The sequence below is a fragment of the Streptomyces sp. WAC06614 genome, from assembly GCF_003949795.1.
GTDB lineage: Bacteria > Actinomycetota > Actinomycetes > Streptomycetales > Streptomycetaceae > Streptomyces.
The window spans coordinates 1-11,561 of sequence record NZ_RPRY01000224.1 but is presented as its reverse complement, the minus strand read 5'-3'; the positions used below and the strand labels follow the sequence as shown (position 1 = coordinate 11,561).

Sequence of the window (11,561 nt, the reverse complement as noted above, 5' to 3'; positions counted from 1 at the left end):
CGGCCGCGCTGGTGCTGGACGCCCGCACCCGGGGCCGGTTCGCCGGGACCGAGCCCGAGCCGCGGCCGGGGCTGCGCGGCGGCCACATGCCCGGCGCGGTCAGCCTGCCGTTCGGGGAACTGCTCGACGCGGACGGGCTGCTGCGGCCGCGCCCCGAACTGCGCGCCCGCTTCGCGGAACTGGCCGGGGACCGGCGACGCCTCTACTTCACCTGCGGCTCCGGCGTCACCGCCTGCGTCCTCGCCCTCGCCGCCGAGCTCGCCGGCTACCCGGAGCAGGCCGTCTACGACGGCTCCTGGAGCGAGTGGGGCCTGCCCTCCCCGGACCGCCCGGTGACGACCGGCGAGGCCGCCGACCCCCTCGGCTCCGGCGGGGCCGGCGGCTGACCCAACTCCCGTTCGCTCACGGCGAACCCGCCCCGGGGAACATCGGCGGGCGCAGAAGCATTGAGTCGGCATAGCTCAACTTGACTGCCGGAGGGAAGATCATGGCTTCGACGTCCGTAACGCTCACTCTGCCCGTGCTGCCGCTCGACGACGAGGTCGTGCTACCCGGCATGGTGGTGCCGCTCGACCTGTCCGACGCCGAGGTGCGCGCGGCCGTGGAGGCCGCGCAGGCGGCGGGCGGCAGTGGCAAGCCCCGGGTGCTGCTCGTGCCGCGCGTCGACGGCACGTACGCCGGCACCGGGGTGCTCGGGACCGTCGAGCAGGTCGGGCGGCTCTCCGGCGGGGACCCGGGCGCGCTGATCCGCGGTGTCGGCCGGGTCCGCATCGGCTCCGGCACCACCGGTCCGGGCGCGGCCCTGTGGGTCGAGGGCGAGACCGTCACCGAGCACGTCCCGGACCCGCTGCCCGGGGCCGTGGCGGAGCTGGTCAAGGAGTACAAGGCGCTGGCCACCAACTGGCTGAAGAAGCGCGGCGCCTGGCAGGTCGTCGACCGGGTGCAGGGCATCGAGGGGGTCTCGGCCCTCGCCGACAACTCCGGCTACTCGCCCTTCCTGACCACCGCCCAGAAGGTGGAACTGCTGGAGACCGTCGACCCGGTCGCCCGGCTGCGGCTCGCCGTGAAGTGGCTCACCGACCACCTCGCCGAGCAGGACGTCGCCGAGTCCATCGCCAAGGACGTCCAGGAGGGCGTGGACAAGCAGCAGCGCGAGTTCCTGCTGCGCCGCCAGCTCGAAGCCGTCCGCAAGGAACTGCGCGAGCTCAACGGCGAGAAGGAGGGCGAGGAGTCCGACGACTACCGCGCCCGGGTCGAGGCCGCCGACCTGCCCGAGAAGGTCCGCGAGGCGGCCCTGAAGGAGGTCGACAAGCTGGAGCGCTCCAGCGACCAGTCGCCCGAGGGCTCCTGGATCCGCACCTGGCTCGACACCGTCCTGGAGCTCCCCTGGAACGAGCGGACCGAGGACTCCTACGACATCCGGGGCGCGCGGGCCGTGCTGGACGCCGAGCACGCCGGCCTGAACGACGTGAAGGAACGCATCACCGAGTACCTGGCCGTGCGCAAGCGCCGCTCCGACCGCGGCATGGGCCTGGTGGGCGGCCGGCGCGGCGGCGCCGTGCTGGCCCTGGTCGGCCCGCCCGGCGTCGGCAAGACGAGCCTGGGCGAGTCCGTGGCGCACGCCATGGGCCGCACGTTCGTCCGGGTCGCGCTGGGCGGCGTACGGGACGAGGCCGAGGTCCGCGGCCACCGTCGGACCTACGTGGGCGCGCTGCCCGGGCGGATCGTCCGGGCGATCAAGGAGGCCGGGTCGATGAACCCGGTGGTCCTGCTCGACGAGATCGACAAGGTGGGCTCCGACTTCCGCGGCGACCCGGCCGCGGCCCTGCTGGAGGTCCTGGACCCGGCACAGAACCACACCTTCCGGGACCACTACCTGGAGGTCGAGCTCGACCTGAGCGATGTGGTCTTCCTGGCCACGGCCAACGTCCTGGAGGCCATCCCCGAGGCGCTCGCCGACCGCATGGACATCGTCCGGCTGGACGGCTACACCGAGGACGAGAAGGTCGTCATCGGCCGGGACCACCTGCTGCCGCGCCAGCTGGAGCGGGCCGGGCTGGACGCCGACGAGGTGACGCTGGCGGAGGGCGCGCTGCGCAAGCTGGCGGGCGAGTACACCCGCGAGGCGGGCGTGCGCAACCTGGAGCGGGCCCTGGCACGGCTGCTGCGCAAGGTGGCGTCGCAGCACGAGCTGGGCGAGCGGGAGCTGCCGACCACCGTCGACGAGGGCGACCTGCGCGCGCTGCTCGGACGGCCGCACCACGTGCCGGAGTCGGCGCAGGACCCGGCGCAGCGGCGGACGGCCGTGCCGGGCGTGGCGACCGGGCTCGCGGTCACCGGCGCGGGCGGCGACGTCCTCTTCGTGGAGGCCTCGCTGGCCGACCCGGAGACCGGTGCGGCCGGGCTGACGCTGACCGGACAGCTGGGCGACGTGATGAAGGAGTCGGCGCAGATCGCCCTGAGCTTCCTGCGCTCGCACGGCGCCGAGCTGGAGCTGCCGGTGGCCGACCTGAAGGACCGGGGCGTGCACATCCACTTCCCGGCGGGCGCCGTGCCGAAGGACGGCCCCAGCGCAGGCATCACGATGACCACGGCGCTGGCCTCGCTGCTGTCCGGGCGGCAGGTCCGCACGGACGTGGCGATGACCGGTGAGGTCTCGCTGACCGGCCGGGTGCTGCCGATCGGCGGGGTCAAGCAGAAGCTGCTGGCCGCGCACCGGGCGGGGTTGACCACCGTGATCATCCCCAAGCGGAACGAGGCCGACCTCGACGACGTCCCGGCCGAGGTGCTGGAGCGGCTGGAGGTCCACCCGGTGACCGACGTCCGCCAGGTCCTGGAACTGGCCCTGAGCGAGGCGGCGACCCCGGTCCCGGCCGCGGCCTGACCCCGGCCCCCCGGCCCCGGCCCGCCGGCCAGGCCGGCCCGCGTCCCCGGCCCTGGCCGCCGCCCTTGCGGTGACCAGAGCCGGGGACTGCGAAACTGGTGGCCACCGACCACCACCTGGTCGTCCACACCACCGATGGGAGCGGGCCGTGCACGGGAGCGAAGACCAGGAGTTCCTCGCGCTGGAGCGGGAGCTGTCCGTCTTCCTCCGGCGGGCCCGCGCCTCCTCCGGCGAGATGGCCCGCGAACTGCACCCGGAGCTGGAGCCCGCCGCGTACGGTCTGCTGGTCCGGCTGGAGGCCGCCGGGCGGCAGCGGGCCACGGACCTGGCCGCATACTTCGGGGTCGGCAAGGCCACGATGAGCCGTCAGCTGCGGGCCCTGGAGGACCTCGGGCTGGTTGCGCGCGAGCAGGACCCGGCGGACGGCCGGGCCTTCCTGGTCGGGCTCACGGACGAGGGCCGCACCCGGTTCCTCGCGGTCCGCGACGCCCGCCGCTGCCGGTACATGCGCAAGCTCGCCGGCTGGGACCGCGGCGAGGTGGCCGAACTGGCCCGGCTGCTGCACCAGCTCAACCAGGGGTCGGAGACCCCCTGACCCGCCCGGGCGGCCGGAGCCCTCGCCCGACCGGGGGCCGGCAGGGCCGCCCGGCCCCCGGCACCGCTCACAGCTCGGCGTAGACCGCCGAGGCGTCGTCGTGCCGCTTGTGGCGGGCCGACGGACGGGCCGGGTCGGACTCGATCGCGCGGACGCGCGAGATCAGGCCCTCCGCGCCCTCCTTGCGGAGCAGCGCCAGGCACTGCGTCCAGTCGCCCTCGCCGAACGTGTCCGTCCAGCGGCTCGCCCCGTCCGTCAGGGCGGCCAGCGCCCGCACCCGGGCCCGCGGCGTGCTCCCGGTGACCGCCCGTGAGGCCACCGCCGGGTCAGCGGCGGCCGTGAAGAAGCCGCCCTCGGCGTTGCGCAGGGCGTCCGTGGCGGCGACCGAGCGCAGCACCTCGCGCGGGATCCGGTCCAGCCGGTCGTCGACCACCGCGGTGACCTCGCCGTCCGGGGACTCCAGCAGCAGGACGGAGTCGGACAGGACGAGGTGCTCCACGCGTTCCTCGTCCCAGCGCACCACGACCACCGTCGCCTGCGGCGTACGGACGTGAGAAAGGTCACACTCGTCACGGTGTGCGTCGGCCGTGGTGCGGATGGACTCGGCCAGGACCTGACCGAGCGGCATGTCCCGGCGCGATCCGGACAGTTCGGTCAATCGGCCACCGAGTCGGGCCGTGAACCACGGCACGCCGTGCGTGCATCCGGTCCCGGCGCGCGGCGGGGTGACCCCGTCCAGCGCGACCAGTACGCCACCTGCGCCGGAGGCGGGCGCGGCGGCCGACACCCAGTCCTCGTTGGGGTGTTCCGGGTTTCCGGGGGCGGTGGCGAGATCGATACGCATACGGACAGTGTGCCCGGGGATGTCCCGGTGCGCCGGGGGGTCACGGCCGGACCCCGCAGAAAGGTTCGTACCAATACGGCGGGCGGGTCGGGAGGAGCCGCGCGCGGGAGGGCGGGGCATCCTGCCAAAGCCCGGCTCGATCTTTCAACCGGCCGCCCGGAAGGCACCGTCTCGGGGGGTGGTTGTCGAGTTGTTCGCCAACTCTTCCGTGATGTTCACTCGTTCGAGTGGCCGGGCGGGCGATGTGCGGCTCTCTCCCCAACACACTGCAAGGGTCGGAAGCGGTACGAGCGGGCGGGGAGCGTTTACTTGTTGACCGGCCGTTAACTCGGCCACGACAGGGCAGACGAATCACGGCACGACCACACGTACAGGATGGCGAGCACCGGTGCAGAAGAAGCGGTCTCGGAAGAACGGCACCGCGCATGCCGAAGGACGCACCGTACGGGTGCGCCGCAGGCTGGTCGTCGGCGTCGCCGTCGCCGGCCTGGCGGTCCTCGGAGCGGGTGCCCCGGCCGTCGTCTCCGCCTCGGCGGACCTGAACGACACCCAGGCCCTCGTCGGCCTCGCGGAGCAGACCCGGCTCACCGTCACCCTCGGCCACCTGCTGGCCGACGAACGGGACGCCGTCACCGAGTTCGCCGCCAAGGGCCGCCCCGCCGCCGGCAAGGCCGCCGTCCAGGAGCGCACCGCGCGCGCCGACCGGCAGCTCGCCGAGGTGCTGCCGGAGGCCGACGAGGAACTCGCCCAGGCCCTCGGCCGGATCCCCGCCGTCCGAGACGAGGCCGTCAACGGCAAGGGCACCGCCCTCGCCGCCCACCAGGCCTACTCGGCCGTCATCGCCGACCTCCTCGCCCCGGGCGCCCGGCTGGCCGAGCGCACCCCGCCGCGCGCCGACGCCGCGCTCGCCACCAACCGCCCGCTCATCCCGCTGGGCCTCGCCGTCGAACAGGCCTCGGCCACCCGCGGACTGCTGCTCGCCTCGCTCGCCGTCCAGCCCGCCGGCTCGGCCGCCGCGGACGAACTGAGCGGCGCCGCCCAGCGGTCCCGGGTCCGGGAGCAGGGCGCGCTCGACGACTTCAACCGGGCCGCCCGGCCCGACGTCCGCCAGACCCTGGCCGCGACCGTCACCGGGCCGGAGGTCAAGGCCGCCGACGAGCAGCTCAAGCGGCTCACCGAGCGGCCCGTGCTCACCGCCGCCGACCGGGCGCGGACCGACGCCCCGGCCCTCGCCACCGCGCTGACCGCCCGGATCGACCGGATGCGGTCCGTGGAGTCCGCCCTCGCCACCCAGCGGTCCGAGGCGCTGGCCGCACTGCGCGACGCCGACGTGAGCCGGCTGGAACTGCTGACCGCCTTCCTGGGCGTGCTCTTCCTGCTCGCCGTCGGCGTCTCCACCGCCGTCGCCCGGTCGCTGACCCGCCCGCTGTCCGTGCTGCGGCGCGGCGCCGCCCGGCTCGCGACCGCCGAGGGCTCGGTGGAACCGGTGAAGTTCACCGGCCGGAACGACGAGTTCGCCGACGTGGTCCGCTCGATGAACGCGATGCGCGAGCAGACGGTCGCCCTGCACACCAAGATCGCCGGGATGGACGCCGACCGGCGCCGCCTCATCGGTCGCAACGAGGCGCTCAGCAGCGGCCGTACGGCGCTGGAGGCGGAGCTCGCCGAGCTGCGGACGGGGCTGGAGGAGCACCGCCGCATCCTGTCCACCACCTCCGTCTCGCTCTCCCTGCGCACGCTGGGCCTGGTCGAGCGGCAACTCGCCGTCATCGAGGAGCTGGAGTCGCGGGAACAGGACCCCGACCGCCTCGCGACCCTGTTCCGGCTGGACCACCTCGCCACGGTGATGCGCCGTCACAACGAGAACCTGCTGGTCCTGGCGGGCCAGGAGCACGGGCCCGGCCACGCCCACCCGGTGCCGCTGGTCGACGTCCTGCGGGCCGCCGTCAGCGAGATCGAGCGCTACGAGCGGGTGGACCTGCGGGCGCTGCCCGCCCACCCGCAGGTCGCCGGGCACGCCGCGGACGACCTCTCGCACGTGCTCGCGGAGCTCCTGGAGAACGCGACCACGTTCTCGCCGCCGGACGCCAAGGTGAAGGTCTCGGGCCGGATCCTGGACAACGGCGACGCCGTGCTGTCCGTCCTGGACGAGGGCATCGGCATCACCGAGGACCGGCTCGCCGCGCTCAACGTCCGGCTGGCCTCGCCCGACGCCTACGACGCCGAGCCGGAGTCCGAGCACGGGCTGGGCCTCGGCCTGTACGTGGCCGGCCGGCTGGCCGCGCGGCACGGCGTCACCGCCGAGCTGCGGGCCGGGCGGCACGCGGGCACCGAGGCCGTGGTGGTGATCCCGGCAACGCTGCTGCCCGTCACCCCCGCCCTGTCCCCGATCCACACCCTGGCCGACACCGGCGTCCCCGCCCTGCACCTGCCGGGCGCGGTGGCCGAGGCCAACGAGCACACCCTGCCGCCGCGCATCCGGCCCTACCCGACCGCGACGGCCGCCGACCAGCTCCCGGACCTGGAGACCCCCGAGGCCACCACCGCCCCCGAGCCCGGCCCGGAGCACACCCTCGAAATCCGCCTCCCCGCCGACCCGGAGGCCGAGGCCGAGTCGGAGCCCGAGGCCGAGCCGGCCGCTGCCCTGGAGCCCGAGGCCGAGCCGGCCGCCGGCCCGGAGACCGTGCCGGCCGACGCGCCGGAACCGCGGACCGAGCCCGAGCCGACCGCCGGCCCGGAGCCCGAGCCCGAGCTGACCGCCGAGCCCGAGGCCGATGCCGTACCGGCCGCCCTGCCCGAGGCCGATGCCGTACCGGCCGGGACGGACGAGCCGGCCGTGCGGAGTCTGGCCGAGGGGCTGGTGGAGGGCGCCGGCGAACCGGTGGACGGGCCGCTGCCCGCCGCCGAGCAGATCTTCACCGCGGCCGCCCCGGCGGCCGCGCCGGCCCCCGCCCGCCCCTCCGCCGGCGGACCCGCCGCCGCGGACGCCGACTCCCACGCCCAGGCGCGGGACGAGGCCGAGGGCTGGGTACCGCGGCAGGGGAGCCACCCCGAGGAGTCCGACGAGGCCGTCACCGCCACGGGGCTGCCCAAGCGGACGCCGCGCGTCGTGGCCGCAGGGCGGGCTCCGGCCGCGCGGCCCGAGCCCCGCAAGAAGGTCGACGCCGAGGAACTGCGGCGCCGCCTCGGCGGGTTCTACCAGGGGGCCCTGGACGGACGACGAGTCGTCGAAGCCGAACTCGCCGCCGACCGGGGGCACAACGAACCGGGGGACACGGCACAGGAGGCCCGCACATGACCGCGCCCAGTACGTACGGACTGAGCACCCAGGCCCGCAACCTGCAGTGGCTGCTGACCGACCTGGTCGAGGAGGTACCAGGCATCGTCTCGGTGGCCGTCGTCTCCTCCGACGGGCTCCTGCTGCTCTCCTCGGAGCCCGACACCCAGGCCGCCGCCGCCGGCAGCGCCGCGGACCCGGCCCGGCGCGTCGCCGGCCCGCGCGGCGCCTCCGCCGACCTCGCCACCATCGTCTCGGGCCTGGGCAGCCTCACCACCGGCGCCGCCGAACTGATGGACGGCGGCGCCGTCAAGCAGACCATGGTCGCGATGGAACACGGCTCGGTCTTCGTGATGGCGATCAGCGACGGCTCGCTGCTGGGCGTCCACGCCACGCCCGACTGCGACATGAGCGTGGTGGCGTACCACATGGCGCTCTTCGTCGGGCGTGCCGGACACGTCCTGACCCCCGAAGTCCGCAGCGAGCTGCGCCAGTCCCTGGAGAGCACCAAGTGACGGCAGCAGCACCCGCCCCCGCACGCCTGCCGATACGCGGGGCGGACCGCCGCCCCGCGCGCGTCCGCCCGTACTCCCTCACCGGGGGCCGCACCCGCTTCACCCGCGTCCTGCTCGTGGAGACCTTCGTCGCCACCCTCGACGCCGAGGAGAAGAAGAACGACCGCATGCCCGAGATGCGGGCCATCGTCGAGGTGTGCCGCCGCATGCGCACGATCGCCGAGATCGCCGCGCTGCTGCACCTGCCGCTCGGCGTGGTCCGCGTCCTGGTCAGCGACCTCGCCGACCAGGGCCGGCTGCGTGTCTACGGCAACGGCCACGGCCCCGGCCGCCCCGACCGCCCGACGCTGGAGAGGGTGCTCAGTGGCCTCCGCCGTCTTTGAGGACATCCTGGAACGCGAGCAGGGCGTCCAGCCCTGGCAGTACGACCGCTCCCGCGCCCCCGTCGCCGTGAAGGTGCTGGTCGCGGGCGGCTTCGGGGTCGGCAAGACCACCTTCGTCGGCTCCGTCTCGGAGATCGCCCCGCTGCGCACCGAGGCCGTGATGACCGCGGCCGGGGCGTCCACCGACGACCTCTCCGGCACCCCGGACAAGAACACCACCACCGTCGCGATGGACTTCGGCCGCGTCACCCTCGACGACGACCTCGTCCTGTACGTGTACGGCACGCCGGGCCAGGAGCGGTTCTGGTTCATGTGGGACGACCTGGTCCGCGGGGCCGCCGCCGGCATCGTGCTCGCCGACACCCGCCGGCTGCGGGACTGCTTCCCGGCGCTGGACTACTTCGAGAGCTGCGGGCTGCCGTACGCCGTCGCCGTCAACCACTTCGAGGGCTCGCGCGCGTACGCGGTGGAGGACGTCCGCGAGGCGCTCAGCATCCCGTCGTCCGTACCGGTCGTGATCATGGACGCGCGCCGCCGGGACACCGTCGTGGAGTCCCTGGTCACCGCGGTGTCCCACGCCCTCGACAGCCTGCCCGAGTAGCCCGGAAACAGAGATCCCATGCGCACGGTACTTGTCGTGGGGGCCGGCCAGTCCGGTCTCCAGCTCGCCCTCGGACTCCAGGACAAGGGGTACGAGGTCACCCTGATGTCCGGCCGGACACCGGACGAGATCCGTTCCGGCCGGGTCATGTCCACCCAGGTCATGTTCGACACCGCGCTCCAGCACGAGCGGGACCTGCGGCTCAACTTCTGGGAGGGCCGGGCCCCGCGGATCGAGGGCGTGGGCGTCAGCCTCGCCGCCCCCGACGGCTCCGGCCGCGCCGTGGACTGGCTGGGCCGGCTCCGGGCGTACGCGCAGTCCGTCGACCAGCGCGTGAAGATGGCCGGCTGGCTGGAGACCTTCGTCCAGCGCGGCGGCCACCTGGTCATCCACGGGGCCTCCGTCGCCGACCTCGACTACTTCTCCCGTACGTACGACCTCACGCTCGTGGCCGCCGGCAAGGGCGAGCTGGTGTCCATGTTCGAACGGGACCCGGCCCGCTCCCCGTACGACACCCCGCAGCGGGCCCTCGCCGTCAGCTACGTGCACGGGCTGCGGCCGCGGCCGGAGCACCCGGGGACCGAGGCAGTGCGCTGCACCCTGGTGCCCGGGGTCGGCGAGCTGTTCGTGATGCCGACGCTGACCCTGTCCGGGCGGGCCGACATCCTCTTCTGGGAGGGGTTGCCGGGCGGCCCGCTGGACGTGTTCCGGGGGGTGCGCGACCCCGCCGAGCACCTCGCGCTGACCCTGGAACTGATGGAGAAGTTCGCCCCGTGGGAGTACGAGCGGGCGGCCGGCGTCGAGCTGACCGACGCGGGTGGCACCCTGGCCGGCCGCTACGCGCCGGTGGTGCGCAAGCCGGTCGGGCGGCTGCCGGGCGGCGGGCTGGTGCTGGGCGTCGGTGACGTGGTGGTGGCCAACGACCCGGTCACCAGCCAGGGCACCAACGCGGCGGCCAAGTGCGCGGCGTCGTACCTGTCCTCGATCCTGATGCACGGGGACCGGCCGTTCGACGAGGCCTGGATGCGGGCGACGTTCGACAAGTACTGGTTCACCACCGGCAAGCCGGTCACCCGCTGGACCAACGCGATGCTGGCGCCGCAGCCGGAGCACGTGCTGAACCTGCTCGGCGCGGCCGGGAAGCTCCCGCCCGTGGCGGATCGTTTCGCCAATGGTTTCGACAACCCGGCCGACTTCGACGACTGGTTCTTCGACCCGGTCGACGCGGTGGACTACCTGACCGAGGCCGGTCAGGAGGCCGCGTCGGCCGCCGCGGCCGGGGCCTCCTCGGCCGAGTAGCCGGTGTCGTCGCCCGCCGAGGCCGAGGCGGGCAGCTCGGGCGGCGCGTAGTGCGTCAGCGGGGTGCCGTCCGGGTCGGGCCGTACGGCGCCCAGCAGGGGGTTCGCGGCGATGGGGGAGACCTTGACCCGGGCGCCCGGGCGGGGCGCCTGCACCACCTTGCCGTCGCCGACGTAGAGGGCGACATGGGTGGCCTTGGGGAAGTAGACGACCAGGTCGCCGGGGCGGAGCTGGTTCAGCGGGATCCGGGTGAGCTGGGCCCACTGCTCCTGGCTGGTGCGGGGGATGGCCCGGCCGGCCGCCGCCCAGGCCCGGGAGGTGAGCCCCGAACAGTCGAACGACCCCGGGCCCTCGGCGCCCCACACGTAGGGCTTGCCGATCTGCGCGGCCGCGTACCGGACGGCGGCGCCGCCGGCGGCGGTGGGGGTGCGGGTGGTGGTGCTGCCGAGCTGTCCCGAGGCCAGCAGGTCGCGCTGCGCGCCGGCGGTGACGGCCCGTTCGCGGGCGGACAGTTCGGCGAGCTGGTCGCTGGTCAGCGAGGCCAGCAGCCGTTCCACCTGCTGGAGCCGGGCCGCGACCTCCTCCTTCTGCGCCTTCTGCCGGGCGGCCAGCGTCGTCTGGGTCCGCAGCTCCTCGCGGGCCTTGGCCGCCAGGGTGCCCGCCTGGGCCTCGCTGCGGGTCAGCCGCTGGATCAGCGCCGCCCGGTGGGCGGCCTCGCGGGCGGCGACCCGGCGCTGTTCGAGGACGGCCTGCGGGTCCTCGGCCAGCAGCATCCGCGCGTAGCGGGGCAGGGCGTCCTGGGCCCCCTGGTACTGCGCCCGGGCCAGGCGCCCGGCGGCGGCCCGGTGCCGGGCGAGCGCGCTGCGGGCGGCGCCCAGCTCGGAGCTGAGCCGGCGCTCCTCGCCCTGGCGGGCGGCCAGCGCCGCCTCGGTGGCGTTGTACGCCTCGGCCGCCTCTTCGGCCCGCTGGTACAGCCCTTGCAGCTCGGTCAGCAACTGCCCGACGTCCTGCCCCGGCTCGGGCACGGCGCGCGCGGCGCCCCCCGGCGAGGCCGCCACGAGCACCACGGCCAGACAAACGGCAGGCAACACCTGACGCCCCATGACATCACCTCCGCCCCCGAATATTCCCACACCAAATATGACAACCCACCCATCCCGAAC

General features: G+C 74.8%; 10 protein-coding genes. 8 read left to right on the top strand and 2 right to left on the bottom strand.

Features of this window, described 5'->3' with window-relative positions:
* The 3 genes from EF918_RS25035 to EF918_RS25025 form a co-directional block, all read left to right on the top strand.
* On the top strand, positions 1–386 hold a 386-nt coding region (locus EF918_RS25035), incomplete at its 5' end, for a rhodanese-like domain-containing protein (RefSeq protein ID WP_260610634.1).
* A gap of 101 nt (positions 387–487) precedes the next feature.
* Positions 488–2,884, top strand: coding sequence for an endopeptidase La (lon, locus tag EF918_RS25030; protein WP_125650723.1), 2,397 nt, complete (start codon positions 488–490; stop codon positions 2,882–2,884).
* 148 nt (positions 2,885–3,032) lie between these two features.
* Positions 3,033–3,479: a MarR family winged helix-turn-helix transcriptional regulator gene (locus EF918_RS25025; RefSeq protein ID WP_125650721.1), complete on the top strand. Its 447-nt coding sequence runs from the start codon at positions 3,033–3,035 to the stop codon at positions 3,477–3,479.
* A 67-nt stretch (positions 3,480–3,546) separates the two neighbouring features.
* Here the strand turns inward: EF918_RS25025 and EF918_RS25020 are convergent, their stop codons facing one another.
* Complete coding sequence (locus EF918_RS25020) at positions 3,547–4,323, bottom strand: protein phosphatase 2C domain-containing protein (RefSeq protein WP_125650719.1); 777 nt, start codon at positions 4,321–4,323, stop codon at positions 3,547–3,549.
* 388 nt (positions 4,324–4,711) lie between these two features.
* Here EF918_RS25020 and EF918_RS25015 point away from each other — a divergent pair, with 388 nt between their 5' ends.
* The 5 genes from EF918_RS25015 to EF918_RS24995 are packed head-to-tail and all read left to right on the top strand — an operon-like array spanning position 4,712 to position 10,398.
* Positions 4,712–7,621 (top strand): nitrate- and nitrite sensing domain-containing protein, encoded by a 2,910-nt coding sequence (locus EF918_RS25015; protein WP_125650716.1) that lies wholly within the window; start codon positions 4,712–4,714, stop codon positions 7,619–7,621.
* A complete protein-coding gene (locus EF918_RS25010; protein ID WP_125650714.1) occupies positions 7,618–8,115 on the top strand; it encodes a roadblock/LC7 domain-containing protein in 498 nt (165 codons plus the stop codon). The genes EF918_RS25015 and EF918_RS25010 overlap by 4 nt, the downstream gene beginning before the upstream one ends.
* Positions 8,112–8,498, top strand: a complete 387-nt coding sequence (locus EF918_RS25005; RefSeq protein ID WP_125650712.1) for a DUF742 domain-containing protein — start codon at positions 8,112–8,114, stop codon at positions 8,496–8,498. Before EF918_RS25010 ends, EF918_RS25005 begins: the two co-directional genes overlap by 4 nt.
* Positions 8,479–9,099: an ATP/GTP-binding protein gene (locus tag EF918_RS25000; protein ID WP_125650710.1), complete on the top strand. Its 621-nt coding sequence runs from the start codon at positions 8,479–8,481 to the stop codon at positions 9,097–9,099. The genes EF918_RS25005 and EF918_RS25000 overlap by 20 nt, the downstream gene beginning before the upstream one ends.
* A gap of 18 nt (positions 9,100–9,117) precedes the next feature.
* Positions 9,118–10,398: a styrene monooxygenase/indole monooxygenase family protein gene (locus EF918_RS24995; RefSeq protein WP_125650708.1), complete on the top strand. Its 1,281-nt coding sequence runs from the start codon at positions 9,118–9,120 to the stop codon at positions 10,396–10,398.
* On the opposite strand, the gene EF918_RS24990 is transcribed toward EF918_RS24995, so the two are convergent.
* Complete coding sequence (locus EF918_RS24990; RefSeq protein ID WP_125650706.1) at positions 10,350–11,501, bottom strand: C40 family peptidase; 1,152 nt, start codon at positions 11,499–11,501, stop codon at positions 10,350–10,352. The two genes, EF918_RS24995 and EF918_RS24990, sit on opposite strands and share 49 nt — an antisense overlap.
* Positions 11,502–11,561 lie beyond the last annotated feature (60 nt).

Coding starts and splice junctions, on each gene's coding strand:
- lon (WP_125650723.1), top strand. CDS start 488: ATGGCTTCGACGTCCGTAACGCTCACTCTGCCCGTGCTGCCGCTCGAC.
- EF918_RS25020 (WP_125650719.1), bottom strand. CDS start 4,323: ATGCGTATCGATCTCGCCACCGCCCCCGGAAACCCGGAACACCCCAAC.
- EF918_RS25010 (WP_125650714.1), top strand. CDS start 7,618: ATGACCGCGCCCAGTACGTACGGACTGAGCACCCAGGCCCGCAACCTG.
- EF918_RS24995 (WP_125650708.1), top strand. CDS start 9,118: ATGCGCACGGTACTTGTCGTGGGGGCCGGCCAGTCCGGTCTCCAGCTC.
- EF918_RS24990 (WP_125650706.1), bottom strand. CDS start 11,501: ATGGGGCGTCAGGTGTTGCCTGCCGTTTGTCTGGCCGTGGTGCTCGTG.